The 17,882-nt window shown below is 62.7% G+C and carries 16 protein-coding genes and 1 tRNA gene; 8 read left to right on the top strand and 9 right to left on the bottom strand.

Annotated features, from left to right (window positions below):
• The first annotated feature begins 99 nt into the window (after positions 1–99).
• Both gdhA and JWJ88_RS03125 read left to right on the top strand, forming a co-directional pair.
• Positions 100–1,461 (top strand): NADP-specific glutamate dehydrogenase, encoded by a 1,362-nt coding sequence (gdhA, locus tag JWJ88_RS03130; RefSeq protein ID WP_205294657.1) that lies wholly within the window; start codon positions 100–102, stop codon positions 1,459–1,461.
• 91 nt (positions 1,462–1,552) lie between these two features.
• Complete coding sequence (locus JWJ88_RS03125) at positions 1,553–2,158, top strand: gamma-glutamyl kinase (protein WP_205294656.1); 606 nt, start codon at positions 1,553–1,555, stop codon at positions 2,156–2,158.
• Here JWJ88_RS03125 and JWJ88_RS03120 read toward each other — a convergent pair.
• Complete coding sequence (locus JWJ88_RS03120; RefSeq protein WP_205294655.1) at positions 2,146–2,598, bottom strand: type II toxin-antitoxin system RatA family toxin; 453 nt, start codon at positions 2,596–2,598, stop codon at positions 2,146–2,148. The two genes, JWJ88_RS03125 and JWJ88_RS03120, sit on opposite strands and share 13 nt — an antisense overlap.
• 58 nt (positions 2,599–2,656) lie before the next feature.
• Between JWJ88_RS03120 and JWJ88_RS03115 the strand changes: the two genes are divergently transcribed.
• Positions 2,657–2,845 (top strand): hypothetical protein, encoded by a 189-nt coding sequence (locus JWJ88_RS03115; RefSeq protein WP_205294654.1) that lies wholly within the window; start codon positions 2,657–2,659, stop codon positions 2,843–2,845.
• 123 nt (positions 2,846–2,968) lie between these two features.
• Here the strand turns inward: JWJ88_RS03115 and ypfJ are convergent, their stop codons facing one another.
• The gene (gene ypfJ / locus JWJ88_RS03110; protein WP_205294653.1) at positions 2,969–3,820 is read right to left on the bottom strand and encodes a KPN_02809 family neutral zinc metallopeptidase; all 852 of its coding nucleotides are present in this window, start codon (positions 3,818–3,820) and stop codon (positions 2,969–2,971) included.
• A 132-nt stretch (positions 3,821–3,952) separates the two neighbouring features.
• Here ypfJ and JWJ88_RS03105 point away from each other — a divergent pair, with 132 nt between their 5' ends.
• The 4 genes from JWJ88_RS03105 to JWJ88_RS03090 all read left to right on the top strand — a co-directional run bounded on the left by JWJ88_RS03105 (position 3,953) and on the right by JWJ88_RS03090 (position 9,073).
• Complete coding sequence (locus JWJ88_RS03105) at positions 3,953–4,549, top strand: DedA family protein (RefSeq protein WP_205294652.1); 597 nt, start codon at positions 3,953–3,955, stop codon at positions 4,547–4,549.
• Between the two features lie 82 nt (positions 4,550–4,631).
• The gene (locus JWJ88_RS03100) at positions 4,632–5,096 is read left to right on the top strand and encodes a disulfide bond formation protein B (protein ID WP_240200184.1); all 465 of its coding nucleotides are present in this window, start codon (positions 4,632–4,634) and stop codon (positions 5,094–5,096) included.
• A 102-nt stretch (positions 5,097–5,198) separates the two neighbouring features.
• Positions 5,199–7,943: a DNA gyrase subunit A gene (gene gyrA / locus JWJ88_RS03095; RefSeq protein ID WP_205294650.1), complete on the top strand. Its 2,745-nt coding sequence runs from the start codon at positions 5,199–5,201 to the stop codon at positions 7,941–7,943.
• A gap of 59 nt (positions 7,944–8,002) precedes the next feature.
• Positions 8,003–9,073, top strand: coding sequence for an AI-2E family transporter (locus JWJ88_RS03090; protein WP_205294649.1), 1,071 nt, complete (start codon positions 8,003–8,005; stop codon positions 9,071–9,073).
• 78 nt (positions 9,074–9,151) lie between these two features.
• On the opposite strand, the gene JWJ88_RS03085 is transcribed toward JWJ88_RS03090, so the two are convergent.
• From JWJ88_RS03085 to JWJ88_RS03075, 3 genes are read right to left on the bottom strand one after another with little or no spacing between them, the layout of a single operon-like run.
• The gene (locus tag JWJ88_RS03085; protein ID WP_205294648.1) at positions 9,152–11,578 is read right to left on the bottom strand and encodes a DUF3772 domain-containing protein; all 2,427 of its coding nucleotides are present in this window, start codon (positions 11,576–11,578) and stop codon (positions 9,152–9,154) included.
• Between the two features lie 8 nt (positions 11,579–11,586).
• On the bottom strand, positions 11,587–12,618 hold the full coding sequence (locus JWJ88_RS03080; RefSeq protein WP_205294647.1) for a cysteine synthase A: 1,032 nt from the start codon (positions 12,616–12,618) through the stop codon (positions 11,587–11,589).
• Positions 12,619–12,652: 34 nt separating this feature from the next.
• Positions 12,653–13,759, bottom strand: coding sequence for an NUDIX domain-containing protein (locus tag JWJ88_RS03075; protein ID WP_205294646.1), 1,107 nt, complete (start codon positions 13,757–13,759; stop codon positions 12,653–12,655).
• A gap of 148 nt (positions 13,760–13,907) precedes the next feature.
• Here JWJ88_RS03075 and JWJ88_RS03070 point away from each other — a divergent pair.
• Positions 13,908–13,997, top strand: a tRNA-Ser gene (locus JWJ88_RS03070).
• Between the two features lie 674 nt (positions 13,998–14,671).
• Here JWJ88_RS03070 and JWJ88_RS03065 read toward each other — a convergent pair.
• The 4 genes from JWJ88_RS03065 to JWJ88_RS03050 all read right to left on the bottom strand — a co-directional run bounded on the left by JWJ88_RS03065 (position 14,672) and on the right by JWJ88_RS03050 (position 17,281).
• On the bottom strand, positions 14,672–14,959 hold the full coding sequence (locus tag JWJ88_RS03065) for a hypothetical protein (RefSeq protein WP_205294645.1): 288 nt from the start codon (positions 14,957–14,959) through the stop codon (positions 14,672–14,674).
• A 355-nt stretch (positions 14,960–15,314) separates the two neighbouring features.
• Positions 15,315–16,084 (bottom strand): IS5-like element ISPak1 family transposase gene (locus tag JWJ88_RS03060; RefSeq protein ID WP_240200102.1). Its coding sequence is split into 2 segments (ribosomal slippage): positions 15,315–15,748 and positions 15,748–16,084, totalling 771 coding nucleotides; the frame shifts between segments, so codons are not numbered across the junction.
• A 355-nt stretch (positions 16,085–16,439) separates the two neighbouring features.
• On the bottom strand, positions 16,440–16,706 hold the full coding sequence (locus JWJ88_RS03055; protein WP_205294644.1) for a site-specific integrase: 267 nt from the start codon (positions 16,704–16,706) through the stop codon (positions 16,440–16,442).
• Positions 16,703–17,281, bottom strand: a complete 579-nt coding sequence (locus JWJ88_RS03050; RefSeq protein WP_205294643.1) for a site-specific integrase — start codon at positions 17,279–17,281, stop codon at positions 16,703–16,705. The genes JWJ88_RS03055 and JWJ88_RS03050 overlap by 4 nt, the downstream gene beginning before the upstream one ends.
• Positions 17,282–17,882: the final 601 nt, after the last annotated feature.

Genomic DNA, 17,882 nt, shown 5'->3' with positions numbered 1-17,882 from the left:
AAACTCCGGCATTTTGCCCGAATATTGCTCTTCCCCCATTCAAACTGCCTGAATCATGAGCTAAGGAACCTCCCGACCCTAAGGGAAGGATTCCGCGACATGCCGCAGATCGATGACAAACTTGCCCCCATCTATGAGGAGGTGGTCCGCCGCAACGCAGGTGAGCCCGAGTTCCACCAAGCCGTGCGCGAAGTGCTGGAAAGCCTTGGCCGCGTCGTTGCCAAGCGTCCCGATTATCTGGAAGACGCGCTGATCGAGCGCATCTGCGAACCCGAACGCCAGATCATCTTCCGCGTTCCGTGGACCGACGACAAGGGCCGGGTCCAGATCAACCGCGGCTTCCGTGTGCAATTCTCGTCTGCCATGGGACCCTACAAGGGCGGCTTGCGCTTTCACCCCTCGGTCAATGTCGGGATCATCAAGTTCCTCGGCTTCGAGCAGATCTTCAAGAACGCACTGACCGGCCTGCCCATCGGCGGCGGCAAGGGCGGCTCGGACTTTGATCCCAAGGGCCGCTCGGACGGCGAGGTCATGCGCTTTTGCCAAAGCTTCATGACCGAGCTTTACCGGCATCTGGGCGAATATACCGACGTTCCGGCAGGCGACATCGGCGTCGGCGCACGCGAGATCGGTTATTTGTTCGGACAATACAAGCGCCTGACCAACCGCTATGAGGCTGGCGTGCTGACCGGTAAGGGCCTGTTCTATGGTGGGTCGCTGGCCCGAAAAGAGGCGACCGGCTACGGCAACACCTATTTCACCCAAGCCATGCTAAGGACCGGCGGCAGCGATTTCGACGGCAAGACGGTCGTCGTCTCGGGCTCGGGCAATGTCGCCACCTATACCATCGAAAAGGTGCAGGAATTCGGCGGCAAGGTCGTCGCCTGCTCGGACAGCTCGGGCTATATCGTGGACGAAAGCGGTCTCGACCTTGATCTCATCAAGGAAATCAAAGAGGTGCGCCGCGGTCGCGTTTCGCAATACGCCCGGCTCAAGGGCGAAGGAAACGGGGTCTATTTCGTGAAATCGGGCGAAGGCTCGATCTGGGATGTGGCCTGCGACGTCGCCATGCCTTCGGCCACCCAGAACGAGCTGACCGGCAAGGACGCTGCCAAACTGGTCAAGAACGGTGTCACCGCCGTGGGCGAAGGCGCGAACATGCCCTGCACCCCCGAGGCGATCCGCACCTTCCAGCAAGCCGGCGTCAAGTTCGGCCCCGGCAAGGCGGCGAATGCGGGCGGCGTGGCCACCTCGGCGCTGGAGATGCAGCAAAACGCCTCGCGCGATCGCTGGTCGTTCGAAAAGACCGAGGCGCGACTGGCCGACATCATGCGCGACATACACGACAGTTGCTACACGACGGCCGAGGAATTCGGTGCCCCCGGCGATTATGTGATCGGCGCCAACATCGCCGGCTTCATCCGCGTGGCCGAGCCGATGCGCGCTTTCGGCGTGATCTGATGCTGCAGCGGGCGGGCCGCAACAATGGCCCGCCTTGCCTGCGCCCGCGCGGGCCGTTAATCGGCAGCATGGCCGAACTGATTATCCTTTCATGCTGATCTTTCTACAGCCCCGCATCGTGCTTTTGTCGGTGCCCAAGACAGGCACCACCGCACTGGAACAGGCGTTGGCGGCGCAAGCCGAAATCGCCTTCCGCACGCGCCCCGAAATCAAGCACCTGAACCTGCGGCAATATCTCAACCGCATTCGGCCATTGCTGACGCCTCTGGGCGAGCCCAAGTTCGAAACCGTGGCAGTGATCCGCGAACCGCTGGACTGGCTGCGCAGTTGGTATCGGTTCCGCACCCGCGACGACCTGATCGGTCACCCCAACAGCACCGCCAAGGTCAGCTTCGAATGTTTCGTGCAGGACTACCTGCGCCCCGGGCGACGTCCGGCCTATGCGCGGATCGGCCGGCAATCCGAGTTTCTGACCGACAATGACGGCAAGATCGCCGTCGATCATGTCTTCCGCTACGAGGCAATGCCCGCGCTCACCGAGTTCCTGGCGGATCGGCTGGGCACCCCGATCAAACTGCGGCGCAGCAACATCTCGCCCGCGGCGCATACGGACCTGCCGCCTCAGGCCGAGGCACGGCTGCGCGAAGCTCTGACAACAGATTACGACATCTGGCAGGCCGCGCGTCAGGCAGCGTAAAGCACCCGGGCCCGTTCCTCAAAGGCACGGACGATCCGCATCATCGCCTCGCCAAAGACCACGCCGATCACCTTGCCAAGAATGGCGTTGCGGAATTCGAAATCGACAAAGAAATCCACCTTGCAACCGCCGCCCGGCAGATCGGCAAAGCTCCAGCCGCTGCGCAGATACTTGAACGGCCCGTCCAGATATTCGGTATCGATCCGTTTCGCTTGGGGCCAAAGCGTGACGCGCGAACCGAACCGCTCGCGGAATACCTTGAAACTGATGATGAGATCGGCCTCGACCACCTCGCTGCCCCCCGAACCCGGCCGACGCGAACGGATGCGGGCGGCGGTGTTCCATGGCAAAAACTCGGGATACCTTTCGATATCGGCCACCAACGCATACATCTGGTCGGCGGTATAAGGCAGATTTCGGCTGTCGCTATGCTGAGGCAAGAGGTCGTCCCGGAGGCAAGTTCGGTTTTCGGGGCAGCACTAGCAAAGGAACGGGCGCATGAACAACCTCATCTGGCTCATCCGGGCCTCACGCTGGGCACGCAACCCGCCAAAGCCGCGAACGGTCAAGCTGGTGCTCGCCATCATCGCGCTGGGGCTGGTGCTGGTGGGGCTTGAACATTTCGGGCTCTGGCCGGACTGGGCGACCATGGACCGCCCGCGCGGCATGCGATTGCAACGCCCGTAACCGGCTCGTTCCGCTGGCTTTCCTGCACGCAGGTACTTCCCCGCACACGCCTTCTCTGTTGCCCAAATACCCATGCAACGCCGCCGCCCACACAAGGTCAGCCGATAACAACACCAAGCCCATCTAAAGCCCGGCCGCCGCAAACGTGTCACATCGCCCCATCTGCCCCGAGGTGAAGCCGCGCTTGAACCAGGTCTGCCGTTCCGCGGCCGAACCGTGGGTAAAGGCGTCAGGCACCACTGCCCGTCCGGCGCTTTCCATCAGCGTATCGTCACCCACTGCGGCGGCGGCATTTATCGCCTCGTCGATATCACCTTCTTCGATGGTTCCGAATTTCTCGTCGGCTTGGCGTGCCCAGATCCCGGCATAACAATCGGCCTGCAACTCGGTCAGCACCGAAAGCCGGTTCGAATCACTCTGGCTGACGCGCGCGCGCAACCCGTTCACCTCGGAAAGCGTGCCCAGGAGGTTTTGCACATGATGTCCCACCTCATGCGCGATGACATAGGCATAGGCGAAATCGCCCCCTGCCCCCATCTTGCCGGCCATGACACTGAAGAAATCCGTGTCCAGATAGACTTTGCGGTCATTCGGGCAGTAGAACGGCCCCATCGCCGCCGACGCGCCGCCACAGGCCGATTGCACCGCCCCCGAAAACAGCACCAGCCCCGGGTCCCGATAGGGAATGCCCGCCTGATCTGGCAGGACGCCGGCCCATACCTCTTCGGTATCGGCCAGCACCACCGAAACGAACTGGCCGATCTCCTGCTCTTCCTGCGTCAGCGCGCGGGTCTCCGTGGGCTGGCCGCCATCATCGATGGCCTCGACCACGGGCGATATATCGATGCCGAAGAAATATCCCACGGCCAGCACCACCAGCACGCCGACAACGCCCAGCCCGCCCACGCCGGCTGCGCGGCCCATGCCTCGCCGATCCTCGACATTGCTGCTGCCGCGTCTGCCCCGCCATTCCATTCGTCAACCTCCCTGCCGTGATCGGGCCTGTCGCTCCAAGTTATCGCAACCCCGTTTTGGCGCAACACCTGCGCAGGGTTGACAGTTCCGGCCCAAGTCCGCAGCAGGGACCCGGGCGCAACGGGGGCAGACATGTTCGACTGGGTGGTTTCGACGATCGAAAGCTGGGGCTATCTGGGCGTGCTGGCGCTGATGGTGGCCGAGAATCTTTTCCCGCCCATCCCGTCCGAGGTGATCATGCCGCTTGCCGGTTTCCTTGTCGGCAGCGGGCGGATGTCGCTGACGCTGACCATCCTGATGGGCACCATCGGCTCGGTGCTGGGAACCTTGATGTGGTATTATGTCGGATACTGGTTCGGCGAAGAGCGGCTGAAACGCTTTGCCGCGCGGCATGGCCGGCTCTTGACGTTGGCGCCTTCGGACATCGACGCGGCGCACAGGTGGTTCCAGCGCCACGGCGCGATGGCCGTGTTCTTCGGCCGCATGATCCCGGCAATCCGCACGTTGATCTCGGTTCCGGCCGGGCTGGCCCGGATGCCGATGTGGAAATTCCTGCTTTATACCGTGATCGGCAGCGCGCTCTGGACCGGAGTGCTGACCTTTGCCGGGCTGATGCTGCATGAAAACTATGCTCTGGTCGCGGATTACGTCGATCCGCTGTCCAAGCTGGTGGTGATTGCGGTCGTTGCGATCTATCTTTATCGCGTCATCACCTGGAAGCCGCATTGAGTTCACACGATTGGCACTTGCCGGCCGCCGCGCGCAGTCCTAACCCAAGGCCATGAACGGATATTCAAGCAAACGGATCGCCGTGACCGCCGGCGCTGGCTCTGCCGCGCTGCTGATCGCCGCGCTGACCTTTCAAACCCTTGGCTATGCGCCGTGCGAACTGTGCATCCTGCAACGCTGGCCCCATCTTGTCGCGGCGATTATCGGCGCGCTGGTGTGGTGGTTCGGCTGGAAGCGCTGGCTGGCGGCGCTTGGCCTGATCGCGGCGCTTTGCGCCACCGGCCTTGCCATCTATCACGCCGGGGTCGAGCTGAAACTGTGGCTGGGGCCGCAGCATTGCTCGGGCGGGATTGCGGGGCTCGCCTCGATGTCGACGCAGGATCTGATGGCGGCGCTGGAGCAGGCGCCGGTCGTGCGCTGCGACGAGGTCGCGTGGAGCCTTTTCGGAATCTCGATGGCGGGCTGGAACGCGATCTGCTCGGCGGCGCTGTCGGCGATGTGGCTGGCCTCGGTTCGTGGCCGCAATCGCGAAAAAGGGCTGGCCTGAGCACAGTTTTCGCGCCTGCAAGGCAGGAATACCGCCCGTCAAGATTGCACCCAAGGCAGGTATGGGATAGACCCGTGCCCAACAAGATGTTGAGGTTTTCCCGTGGCTGACATCCCTGAAAACGATGACGACACCCCCGAAAACGGCGGAACGGAACGCGCCGTGATGCCGCATGACGGACCGGTGATCGACATCGCGCACGAGATGCGCTCGTCCTATCTCGATTATGCCATGTCGGTGATCGTCAGCCGGGCCATCCCGGACCTGCGCGACGGGCTGAAACCCGTGCACCGCCGCGTGCTGTTCGCGATGCACGAATCCGGCAACACGCCGGACAAACCCTATCGCAAATCGGCCCGCCCGGTCGGTGACACGATGGGTAAGTATCACCCGCATGGCGATGCCTCGATCTATGACGCACTGGTGCGATTGGCGCAGAGCTTTTCCATGTCCCTGCCGCTTCTGGATGGTCAGGGCAACTTCGGCAGCATGGACGGCGACAGCGCCGCGGCCATGCGTTACACCGAGGTGCGGATGGACAAGCCATCCACCTATCTGATGATGGATATCGACAAGAATACCGTCGATTTTCAGGACAACTACGACGGCAAGGACCGCGAACCGACCGTCCTGCCCGCACGTTTCCCCAACATGTTGGTCAATGGCGCGGGCGGTATCGCCGTCGGCATGGCCACCAATATCCCGCCCCACAATCTGGGCGAGGTATGCGACGCCACGCTGGCGCTGATCGAGAACCCGGACCTGCCGACCGAGCGGTTGCTGGAGATCGTGCCCGGCCCGGATTTCCCCACCGGCGGCATCATTCTGGGCCGCTCGGGCGCGCGCAAAGCCTATCTGGAAGGGCGCGGCAGCATCATCGTACGGGCCAAGACCCGGATCGAGGAAACCCGCGCCGGCCGTCAGGCCATCATCCTGGATGAGATCCCCTATCAGGTGAACAAGGCCACGCTGATCGAAAAGATCGCGGAACTGGCCAAGGAAAAGCGCATCGAGGGCATCGCCCATGTGCAGGACGAATCCGACCGCGTCGGCGTGCGGGTGGTGATCGAGCTCAAGCGCGACGCCACCGCCGAGGTGGTGCTGAACCAATTGTTCCGCTTTACCCCCATGCAGACCAGCTTTGGCGCCAATATGCTGGCGCTGAACGGCGGGCGTCCCGAACAGTTGACGCTGCGCGATTTCCTGACGCATTTCATCACCTTCCGCGAAGAGGTCGTCGCCCGCCGCACCGCCTATGAGCTGAAAAAGGCGCGAGAGCGCGCGCATGTGCTGTGCGGCCTTGCCGTGGCCGTCTCGAACGTCGATGAGGTGGTGGCGACGATCCGCTCCTCGGCCGATGCCCCCGAGGCGCGCGAGCGGCTGATGACCCGGCGCTGGCCCGCGCATGACATCGTGGAATACCTGCGGCTGATCGACGATCCGCTGCATCCGGTGAACGATGACGGCACCTATAACCTGTCCGAGACGCAGGCCCGCGCCATTCTGGAACTGCGCCTGCAACGCCTGACCCAGTTGGGCGTGCAAGAAGTCACCGATGAGTTGAAAACACTAGCCGATTCCATCCGGGAATACCTGACCATCCTCGCCTCGCGCGACCGGATCATGGCCATCATCTCGGACGAGCTTAATGAGGTGAAAAGCCTTTTCGCTGTGCCACGCCGGACCGAGATCACCGATTGGGCCGGCGATCTGGACGACGAGGACCTGATCGAGCGCGAGGACATGGTCGTCACCATCACCTCGGGCGGCTATATCAAGCGCACGGCTCTGGCCGAGTTCCGCGCCCAGCGGCGCGGCGGCAAGGGCCTGTCCAGCATGGCTACGAAAGAGGACGACGTGGTCACCACGTTGTTCGTCGCCAACACCCATACCGAATTGCTGTTCTTTACCACCGACGGCATGGTCTATCGGCTCAAGACATGGCGCCTGCCGCTGGCCGGGCGCACCGCCAAGGGCAAGGCCATCGTCAACATCCTGCCGATCAGCCCCGGGGTTTCCATCGCCGCCCTGATGCCGGTCGATGCGCCGGAAGAGGATTGGGACGGCTATCAGGTGGTCTTTGCCACCTCGGATGGCGACGTGCGCCGCAACGCGCTGTCGGACTTCACCAATGTCATGCGCAACGGCAAGATCGCCATGAAGCTGCCCGAAGGGGTGGAGCTGATCGGCGTACGCATGGCGACCGAGAATGACGATGTCATGCTGGTCACCTCGGCCGGGCGGGCGATTCGCTTCCAGACCACGGATGTGCGGGTGTTCAAGGGCCGCGATTCGACCGGGGTGCGCGGCATCCGGCTGGCGGCGGGCGACCGCGTGGTCAGCATGTCGGTCATCCGCCATTTCGAGGCCGATCCGGCCGAGCGCGCAGCCTATCTGAAGATGCGCCGTGCCGTCGAAGGTGCGCTGGACGATGGCGCCGAACCCGATGAGGACGAAGACAACGTCGCCGAGGCCGCGATCAGCCAAGAGCGTTATGCCCAAATGTCGGCGGCCGAGGACCTGATCCTGACCATCACCGCACGCGGGGCAGGCAAGATCAGTTCGTCGCACGATTATTCGGTGCGCGGCCGCGGCGGTCAGGGCGTCATGGCAATGGACAAGGCGATGCGCGGCGGGGCGCTGGTCGCCAGCTTCCCGGTGGAACGCGACGACCAGATCATGCTGGCCACTTCGACCGGGCAGTCCATTCGGGTGCCGGTCGATCAGATCAGCTTCCGTTCGCGTTCCGCAGGGGGCGTGCGCGTCTTCAATACCGCACCGGGCGAAGAGGTGGTTTCTGTTGCCCGCATCGCAGAGAATGGCGAGGATGAGGCCGAAGAAGCCTGAGGGCGGGCCCGTGGGCGCGCGCCGCGCCCCGCCGCCGACGGCAGCACGAGGGGACGCGATTGGACGGTCGAGACTGGCACCTGAATGAGCGGCTGCAGACCGGCTTTCTGGGCGTCATCGCCTTTGGTCTGCTTCTGTTTCTACTGGTGCAGGCACGTTTTATCCTTGTCTGTCTGGTCTTTGCCATCATCATCTTTTCGCTGACCAGCGACGCGATTTCCGCCTTTGCCCGGCTGAAGGTGCCGAGTTGGCTAGCGACCACGCTAGCACTGATCGCCATCGCCATCAGCCTGCTATGGGCAGCGACGGCGGTGGTGGCACAAATCAACGAGATAGTTTCCAGCTCGATCTCCTATGCCGACAAGGCGCAGGTCGCGTTGACGCACCTCAGCCAGCGCTGGGGCCCAAATGTGCAAGAGACGATCATTACCTTCATGCGCAGCATCGAGGTCGCAGGCTGGCTGCGCTCGGGCGCGGCGCAGGTCTCCAGCCTGATCTGGGCCTCGGTGCTGATCCTGATCTTCGTCGGCTTCATGTTCAGTGAGCGGATCTGGTTCCCGATCAAGATCGAGCGGCTGACCGGCGACCCTGACCAAGCACAGCACGTGCTGGAAACGGTGCACAAGATCATGCGCCGGGTGAACCGCTATCTTGTCGTCAAGGCGGCGATCAGCGTGGTTACCGCGGCGCTGATCTGGGCCATCTATCGGGTAGAGGGGCTGGAGCTGGCCGGAGCCGTGGCCATGTTGACCTTTATCCTGAACTTCATCCCCTCGCTTGGCTCGATCGCAGCCACAGTGATCGCGATCACCATGGCCTTGGCACAAACCGGCGACCCCTCTGTCACGCTGACCGTCGCAGTGCTGACCATCGCGGTCCAGTTCGTCATCGGCAACATCATCGACCCTATGCTGCTGGGACAGACGCTGCGGCTGTCGTCATTCGGGATCGTCTTGTCGCTGGCCTTCTGGGGGGCGGTCTGGGGCATCGCGGGCGCCTTTCTGGCGGTGCCGATCATGGTGGCGATTATGATCGTCTGCGCTCAGATCCCTTGGCTGCGCCCGGTCGCTATCATGCTGTCCAAGGAAGGATCACCCGAAGAGGAACCTTCCGACAAACTGCGGCTCTAACCGTTTCTGTAGCAGCAACGGGACCGCCTGCAGACCGATAGGGTTTCGATGCAACCCGCCCGGCGTCCGGCAGCCCGCCTACGCATCGCGGCTTGTGTCGTCGCCCTGCCCTTCGGCAGGCTCCTCGACCTCGGAGGCCGCTTCCGGTTCCTTGCTCAGATCATGCAAGAAGACATCGCGCGAGGGACGGGTGCTGTCGGGCAAGATGATCCCGGCCGCGGCGAAATGTTCAAGGATCTGGTGGTTGATCTCGGATGTAACGCCGATCCCGCCGTTGATATCGGAAAGCACCGCACGCAGTTCGAAATTCTGACCCTCGGCGGTGATGCTGCGCAGCAGCACGGCGGGTGCGGGGTTGATCAGAACGGTGGGTTGATCTTCAGCGATCTCGCGCAGCAGATCTGCGACCTTGCGGCTGTCCGACCCATGCGCCACCGTGATCGGCACCGAAATGCGCCCGGCCAGGCTACCGCGTGTCCAGTTCGTTACCGGCTGGGTGATCAGGTTCGAATTCGGCACGATGACCTGTGTCCGGTCGAAAGCCTGAATCTGCGTGGCGCGCACCGACATCTTCTTGACGACGCCCTGCTGACCGCCGACCTCGATCCAATCTCCGACGGTGATCGGCCGCTCAACCAGCAGGATAATGCCCGAGACGAAGTTCGAAACCACCTGCTGCATGCCGAAACCGATACCGACCGAAAGCGCACCGGCGACGAATGCCAGCGAGGTCAGGTCGATTCCCGCCGAGGTAACGGCGAAGATGATCGCCAACGCCAGCCCGACATAGCCGATGATCGAGGCAACCGCGTTCTGGCCCCCCGCATCCAGCTTTGTCTTGGGCAGGATCAGGCGGCGGAATGCCCCCTGCACGAAATTGGTCAGGAAGTAGCCAAGGGCAAAGACGATCAGGAACGTCAGGATCGCCATAGGCGACAGCCGCACGCCGCCAAAGGAGAACCCTTGCTGCACCCGGTTCCATGCTTCGGCCAGATCATTGGGACGCGCGCCCCAGATCAGCGCAAAAAGCGGCAGCGACAAAAGGATCAGCGCAAACCCGATCAGCACCGGCATCAGGGCATCCCGCTCGGACTGGTCGCCACCTTTGGCCAAGGCGTAAAGATCGGCGATAAAGTCCTGCAGGATGATCAGCAGTCCCACCAAGGCGAATGTCAGCACCGAGGGCCAGAGCAGCACATTCGCCGCCGTGACATAGCCCACCGCCGCCAGAACCGGTGCTGCCAACGCAACCAGCCGCCCCATCATGGCCAGAAAGTTCACCACTCGGATGCGGTAATCGGACGCGTCGGATCCATCGGTCGAACGCAGCCCGCGTATCGCATTGCACAGCTTAAACAGCCAGAAAGCACCGAACAGGATCAGCAGGAAATGCCAGACCCCGGCTGAAGCCTCGCTGAGACGTTCGGGCACAGTGTCGGTGTCGTTCTGGCTGTGAAAGCCCGAAAGCGGCAGGATCGAGCGGGCAAAAAGCTGATGCAACGCCAGCGAAAAAGCCAGAAGCGTCGCGCGAAAACGAGCTTCGGCACGGCGTTCCTCGGCGATTGGCAGGGGCGGCTGCACAGCGGTATCAGCGGCCGGGAACAACCTGCGCGCCAGCCAGAGTCCACCGAAAAAGGACAATCCCGCCGCTGGCACCGAACGCAAAACCGGCATCCCCCAGTCGCCGAACAGATCGGTCGCGCCCAGCGCGGCGGCAAACAGGATCACGCCGATCAGCGGGATGGCGATCTGCCCCAACGAAACGGCAAAAATCAGTGCGGCCCGCGACCGCTCGCTGGCCCGTGCCGAAAGCCGCGAAGGCAGGGAATCGACCCAGTGCCGGCCACGCGACAACAACACCAGCGCGGCCAGCAGAAAGCCTCCGAACAGCGGCAGCCGCTGGACAAAGCCGGTCATGCCGCCGGCGCTGACCCAGCCGCTGCGCGCCTCGGCATAGATCTGGCCGGCGACCTGGCCCGCCTCGACCATGGCCGGCCCCCAGTTCGCGGGATTAAGCGGCGCGGGCGTCTTGCGGATCAGTGCAAAGGTCTGGCGGGTGCGCAGGGTCTGGTCGATCTGCGCGACAAGACTGTCGGCGCGGCCATGGGCCTCGACCGCCTGCAATCCCGGCGCCTGAAGGGTGGAAAGCTGCTCGTTCAGTTCCTGGCGACGGGCAGCGATCTCGTCGGATTCTGTCTGCCCCTCGGTCGGGGGCGGTCCCAGCGCCGCGATCTGGTCCTTGAGCGTGGCGATGCGGGTGGCATTGACGTTCTGCCCGGCCTTCAGCCGCTCGCGCCATTGCACCACTTCGTCGCGAGTGGTTTGCAGTTTTTCATCGCTCGCCGCGCCCGATTCCAGGATCTGCTCGGCCTGATCCGCCAGCTTGTTCCATGCGGCGAAATCCGTGGGTTCCTGCTCTTGCTGCGCATGCGCCGGCAGGCTCAGCGCCAAAAACAGCGCAAGGATCAGCGATAGGAACAGGGACGGCGCGGCGCGGCGGGACATGGTGGGGGTCAGTCCTCATACACCTCGGGCAGGATCGCCGGCTTTCGCGCCATCCATTCCGGCACCGGCAGCCCCTTGGCCCGCAGGAAGTCGGGGTTGAAAAGCTTGGTCTGGTAACGCGTGCCATAGTCGCACAGCACCGTCACGATGGTGTGACCCGGCCCCATGTCCTTTGCCATGCGGATGGCACCGGCCACGTTCACGCCCGACGAGCCGCCAAGGCAAAGCCCTTCGAATTCCAGCAGGTCAAAGATCACCGGCAGCGCCTCGGCATCCGGGACGCGATACGAGAAATCCGGGGTAAAGCCTTCAAGGTTCGCGGTAATGCGGCCTTGACCGATGCCCTCGGTAATGGACGAGCCGGGCGAGTCGAACTTGCCTTCGGTGTAAAAGCTGTGAAGCGCCGCGCCTTCGGGATCGGCCAGGCCGATCTTGACGCCTTTGGGCTGCAACGCCATCGCCACCCCCGCCAGCGTCCCGCCCGAGCCCACGGCGCAGATGAACCCGTCCACCTTGCCGCCAGTTTGTTCCCAGATCTCGGGGCCGGTGGTTTCCAGATGGGCCTGCCGGTTGGCGACATTGTCGAACTGGTTGGCCCAGATCGCGCCGTTCGGCTCGGTCCGCGCCAGCTCTTCGGCCAGACGGCCGGAATAGCGCACATAGTTGTTGGGGTTCTTGTAGGGCGCGGCGGGCACCTCGACCAGTTCGGCACCGGCCAGCCGCAGCATGTCCTTTTTCTCCTGGCTCTGCGTTTCCGGGATCACGATGACGGACCGGAACCCCATCGAGGCGCCGACCAGCGCCAATCCGATGCCGGTATTGCCCGCCGTGCCTTCGACGATGGTGCCGCCCGGCCTTAGATCGCCCCGCGCCACCGCGTCCTGGATGATATAAAGCGCGGCGCGATCCTTGACCGACTGGCCCGGGTTCATGAACTCGGCCTTGCCCAGAATCTCGCAGCCGGTCTCTTCCGAGGCACGGCGAAGCCGGATCAGGGGGGTGTTACCGATGGCAGAGGCGAGGTCGGGGCAGATGCGCATTGGCTTGGCCTTTCGCAGGATGTTCCCGCCCGGTTTATACGCCGCCCCCCGATGGCGGCAACCCCGACGGGGCGATCTTGCTTTCCAGCCCCAGATTGCAACGTATTTCCCGATGCCGCAACTCCAGCCATAGCGCCAGATTCAGCAGTGGTCCGTTGCGGATCTCACCCGCCAGCGCCATGCGGGTCAGTTCGGCCCGCGAAACCAGATGCGAGCGGATGTCCTCGTCCTCGGTCTCCAGCCCGCCTAGTCCCGCGCTGTCATCGGGCAGATCGGCAATACCGACATAGAGGTAAAGATATTCCGCGATAGCGCCGGGGCTTGGGTAGTTATGCGGCGCCGGAAACAAGTGCGAGACGGTGATGCCGGTTTCCTCGACCGCCTCACGCCGGGCGGCTTGTTCCGGCGTCTCACCCGCATCGACGCGGCCCGCCACGGTTTCGTAAAGCCACGGCTGCGCATCGCCACGCGCCAGGGGGCCGGCGCGCAACTGGTCGATCAGCATGACCCGGTCGCGCACCGGATCCCAAGGCAGAACCACCGTCGCATCGCCCGACACAAAGACCGCGCGCGCCAGCGGATCGGACCAACTGCCATCGTTACGATGCTGGCTAAGCCGGATCGCCTCGACCGAGAAATACTCGGCATAGGGTTCCTCGATCGAATCGATCCTGATCCGTTCAGCCGCATTGGGGCCGATATGGGGCAGGTCCAAGGTCTCTGCCGCCGCGCGCTGGCGCGAGGCGACCCAACTGGCGATCATCGGCAAGCGTTTGCGGATCGCATCCGCCGGGCGAGTGTGAGGCAAGCCCAGCAGCCAGTCAGCCAAGGCGGCCGCAAGTTCCGGTCGCCATTCGGGCGCGTTACTCGCCGGCTCGCCCAGCCCTAGCACCTCCCTGCCCTGATGGATCTGAGGCGCAACACCGAAGATCGCAGCATAGCGGCGCAGGGCGGGCGTCCAATCGGTTTGCCAGAGCGGCAGGTTTTCACGGCCGGCCCCAAGCCGCGGCCAGCCATCCGGCGCAATCCCGGCCAACCCGCCCCCGATCAGACTGCCTTGCATAGGCTGCGACATGACGGCCTGCGGGGCAAGGCGCGCGCGCATCAGCGGATGGGCCAGCGGCCCGATCAGCAGCGGCATGGCAGCGCCCCCTCGGGGTTTCCGAACCGTCCGGTCTTACACTTTCCTGCCATGCTTCACCCGAGGGACAAATTTTTCATGGTTTTGGCTTGAAGCCCCTTGCGCTTCAACCCCCGCCCGTCTAAATCGCCGCCACCACCCAAAGCGCGGAGAGGTGCCGGAGTGGTCGAACGGGGCGGTCTCGAAAACCGTTGAGCCTTCACGGGTTCCGTGGGTTCGAATCCCACCCTCTCCGCCATTATATCAATAAAACCAATGGCTTACACTGGCAATTTCAAAATACCCGCCATCAAACCCGCCATGTATTTTGCGCTTGATTGCGACTGGTTGCTACCGGCCTGAGTCGCCACAGCAGGTTTTCAGCCCGATTGCGCGCTGGGCATGACCAGCTCACCGCCCCCGCTCCGGTCAGTGCGTCCAATTGGTCCAGCCAGCCCCCGAGACAGGGCAGTATCCGCCACACCCCCGCGTGATTCCAAGACCGAGCCGCCTATAGATCGCCGCCCGCCTTTTGGGGTGTCGTGAAATCCTGCGGCTTCATAGACCCCATGCCGCGCCCATGTATGCGGCTATGGAAAACCCCGCGCAGACTATGACCCCACGTCGCACCCGCACACCCGCGCGTATCTCTGCGCCAATCAGGTGATTTGCATGACCCCATACCGCCCGTGCGCGTATCGTGCTGCAAAAGGGGCCGATGAAGCGGTTGCGCCTCATGGCGACTGGATCGGACGAGGAGAACCGGCGCCGCTGCGATTGTCGCGATTCTGCGATTTTCGCCCCTCGCCTTGGCAGAAGATGCGCCATGGCTGGGCTTTAGCGACAGGGAAGAATAGCAACCCGCTGCTATTCTGTTGCGATTTCACCGCGAGAGGCTACCGGACAATCTGCCGCTGGGACGTCCCGGCAAGATCAAGAGCATTGCCCCTTGCCGATTTTGAGGCTGAACCGAGTGGGGCCGGGCCTGTCGGGTGCGGTGCGCGTCACCTGGACGTCGACACGGCAATCTTGGCTCTGGATCTGGTAGCCGCTCTCCGTGCTGGTGATGCTCTCGACGGGTTGCTGCTTGAGCGCGTCCGCAACCATGTCATTGCCGAGGGTGGCATGGATAATCTTGGAGTTGTCCCAATATCCGCTCAGGGCGGCAGAGGCAGGCGCGGCGGTGATTGCGAGAATAGCGGCGGCGGCGAATGATTTCATGTCATAATCTCTCCGGCTTGAACCAGAGCATCTTGCGCCAAGAATATCCAAACGGCAAAGCCCCCGCATGAAGCGAGGGCTGCCCTTCGGCCAATGCGCTCTTGTTCACCCCCTCACGGGTCGGGCCGAGAAATCAGAGGTCATGCATGTCATGGCGATGGGCGCGGCCGACCGAAGCCGGGGGCGATGGCGTCAGGCCGCTTGCTCCTTCTCGGCACGGTGCGCCGCCCACACTTGGCTGATTGTCTCATCCAGATCGGCGACTTTTTCATCGACCGTGAGGATCAGCGACATCAGCGTATTTGCTTCGCGGTCACTGTGATTGATAGCGTTAGGGTCAGGACTCGTTCTCGATTCATAGCCAGAACATGACGGTTGCGGCGAGGGCGATGGCTGAGAGGAAGACCTTCGGGCATCTGTCGTAACGGGTTGCGACCCGTCGCCAGTCCTTCAGCCGCCCGAACATGATCTCGATCCGGTTGCGGCGTTTGTAGCGGCGCTTGTCATACTTGACGGGTTTTCCACGGGACTTCCGTCCCGGTATGCAGGGCTTAATCCCCTTGTCTTTCAACGCATCTCTGAACCAATCGGCATCATAGCCACGGTCGCCCAGCAGCCATTCTGCCGCCGGCAAGCTGCCCAACAGGGCCGCAGCACCGCTGTAGTCGCTCACCTGACCTGCAGTCATGAAGAACCGGATCGGCCGCCCATCAGCGTCGGTGACGGCGTGCAGTTTGGTGTTCATGCCGCCTTTGGTGCGGCCGATCAGGCGGCCCCTCTGGTCGCCGGGCCCCCTTTTTTCGCCCGCAGGCTGGAGGCCGTGCGATGCGCCTTCAGATAGGTCGCGTCTATCATCACCGTCTTCGGAACGGCCGCCTCGGAGGCCAGGCCTTCCATCATCCGGGCGAAGACGCCTTTCTCGCCCCAGCGCTTCCAACGATTATAGAGGGTCTTCGGTGGACCATACTCCTTGGGCGCATCGCACCACCGCAAGCCATTGCGATTGATGAAGATAATGCCGCTGAGAACACGCCGGTCATCGACGCGCGGCTTGCCGTGGCTCTTCGGGAAAAACGGCTGAAGGCGGGCCATCTGCGCATCCGTCAGCCAGAAAAGGTTGCTCATGATCCAGTCTCCTTGCGGAGCCTGAATCATGCCGCGCGGCTGAAATCAATGGGTCCTGACCCTAGGGTCTCGGGAGATCACGCTCATTGACATATGCATGCGCCGTGAACTTAATGTGATTTTGCGTGCTTATTTTGTGTAATTTGTCAATAATTGTTTGCTGGGTACTTTTGTTTTTTAAGTTTCTGGGATCCATACCATAGGAAGGAAGTTCCTCATTGCCCCGCCAGCCGGCGGCGATGCTGACGAGATCGAGAAGAAGATCCTGATGGGCCGAGAACAGCACAACACAGCCAAGGCGGCCAGCATCGCCGGAATCATTAACCTGACCGCAACAATCTCGGCCCGGCGCGGCCTATAGCGCCAGCGGCAGCATCAGGCCGTGGACAAACTCCATGTCGCCGCCCTTGCCGTATTTCTCGCGCTTGAGCCCGTGACCCATCAGATCGCGCCGAATCCGCTCGTCCACTCCCCCCATGAGCATCCGATCCTCAAAAGAGTGGCGCAGCCCATAGAGTGAGTGTCGTGGGGTTTCGAGCAGCTTGTTCTCGGTCAGGAACTTGTTGACCGTGGCACTCAGTGACGCGCTGTTCGCGGCATAGCGCGGAAAGCCATTTTTCATGTTCTTGAAGGCTTCCAGGCTGATCCCGGCGTGCGGGATATACCGTTCCGAATGTTCGTTTTCAAAGCACGGTTCTTGTTGGGCTGGATCAGAATATGCGGAACCTTGCCGTCCATCTTGATTTCCTCGGGCAACAAACCTGCGCCTTCGCTGGGGCGATACCCTGTGTTGATCATGCCCAAGAGGATATATCGAGCATCGGCATTCAGCCCCGCCAGCGCACCAGGCGCAAGCAGCTCCTCCTTTATCCAACCGTCGCTGAACGGAGCCCGCGTGTGCTTCTTGGCCTTTGCGTCCTTCAGTGCCACGCCCTTCATCGAATAGGACAGCGGGATCTGCTTGACCTGCGCAATGGCACTCCACATGGCATTGAGGTAAGTAAAATCCTTGTTCGCGCTGGCAGCCATGATCTCGCCTGCCGCGACTTTCGCCAGCAGAGCCGCGCGGAAGGTGAACCAATCGTCGGTCGTCACCTCTGCCAGCGACTTGTCCCCGACCGCTTTGATGAAGTTGTTCGTCGCCTTCCTCCGCAGTGCCTTATGCCTGCGAAGCTGATCCTCGTTCTTGCCCAGCACGCGGTCCCCAATAGACAATGCCGAGCGCAATACCTATCCTATCGGCATGTTCGCACGTGTCATTACCATGCTTGCCATACTGGCGATCACCGTGGTTACCACGGTGGCCTCAGCGCACGCGGCACGCATGAGTGCGGTGCCGGATCACTCCGCGCATATCGCCGAGATGATGCATAGCCCGCACAACAGTAAACCCGCCTGTGACGGCGATCAGCACGGCAACTCGACTGATGCCGGCATATGTGAACGCCTTTGCGTGGGCCTTTCGGCCTTTCTTCCTGTGCCGGACGAGGACGCAGGCGATGGCCTCGTGCCCGCAAGCCATGACCTTCCCGCTGATACAGTCCGGGCCTCCCGCGCTCCTGGCCTAAGCGAACGTCCTCCCCAATCCCGTCGCCTCTGATCGCATCCCGCGGGTAAGGCCTGGGACGTCCCATCGGCTTTGATGAACAGGACGTTACGTCCTGATGAGACGATAATGAACATCCTTTCGCGGCGGCGCGGGCCTTTGCTCCACTCCGCCCTGCCATCATCGCGCAGGCGGCAACGCCTTGGAGCCTCGCCGCAGCAAACTGTGACGATGGGCGGACTGGTCAGGCCA

This window comes from Paracoccus methylovorus (assembly GCF_016919705.1).
GTDB classification, from domain to species: Bacteria; Pseudomonadota; Alphaproteobacteria; order Rhodobacterales; family Rhodobacteraceae; genus Paracoccus; species Paracoccus methylovorus.
The sequence above is the reverse complement of the archived record's forward strand: the minus strand, read 5'-3'. Positions and strand labels throughout refer to the sequence as shown.

Excerpts from the sequence above, each read along its gene's own strand:
- JWJ88_RS03105 (WP_205294652.1), top strand. The coding sequence starts at position 3,953 with ATGTTCGACTGGGTGGTTTCGACGATCGAAAGCTGGGGCTATCTGGGC.
- ypfJ (WP_205294653.1), bottom strand. The coding sequence starts at position 3,820 with ATGGAATGGCGGGGCAGACGCGGCAGCAGCAATGTCGAGGATCGGCGA.
- JWJ88_RS03075 (WP_205294646.1), bottom strand. The coding sequence starts at position 13,759 with ATGCCGCTGCTGATCGGGCCGCTGGCCCATCCGCTGATGCGCGCGCGC.
- JWJ88_RS03065 (WP_205294645.1), bottom strand. The coding sequence starts at position 14,959 with ATGAAATCATTCGCCGCCGCCGCTATTCTCGCAATCACCGCCGCGCCT.
- JWJ88_RS03115 (WP_205294654.1), top strand. The coding sequence starts at position 2,657 with ATGAACAACCTCATCTGGCTCATCCGGGCCTCACGCTGGGCACGCAAC.
- JWJ88_RS03085 (WP_205294648.1), bottom strand. The coding sequence starts at position 11,578 with ATGTCCCGCCGCGCCGCGCCGTCCCTGTTCCTATCGCTGATCCTTGCG.
- JWJ88_RS03055 (WP_205294644.1), bottom strand. The coding sequence starts at position 16,706 with ATGAAAAATGGCTTTCCGCGCTATGCCGCGAACAGCGCGTCACTGAGT.
- gdhA (WP_205294657.1), top strand. The coding sequence starts at position 100 with ATGCCGCAGATCGATGACAAACTTGCCCCCATCTATGAGGAGGTGGTC.
- JWJ88_RS03080 (WP_205294647.1), bottom strand. The coding sequence starts at position 12,618 with ATGCGCATCTGCCCCGACCTCGCCTCTGCCATCGGTAACACCCCCCTG.
- JWJ88_RS03125 (WP_205294656.1), top strand. The coding sequence starts at position 1,553 with ATGCTGATCTTTCTACAGCCCCGCATCGTGCTTTTGTCGGTGCCCAAG.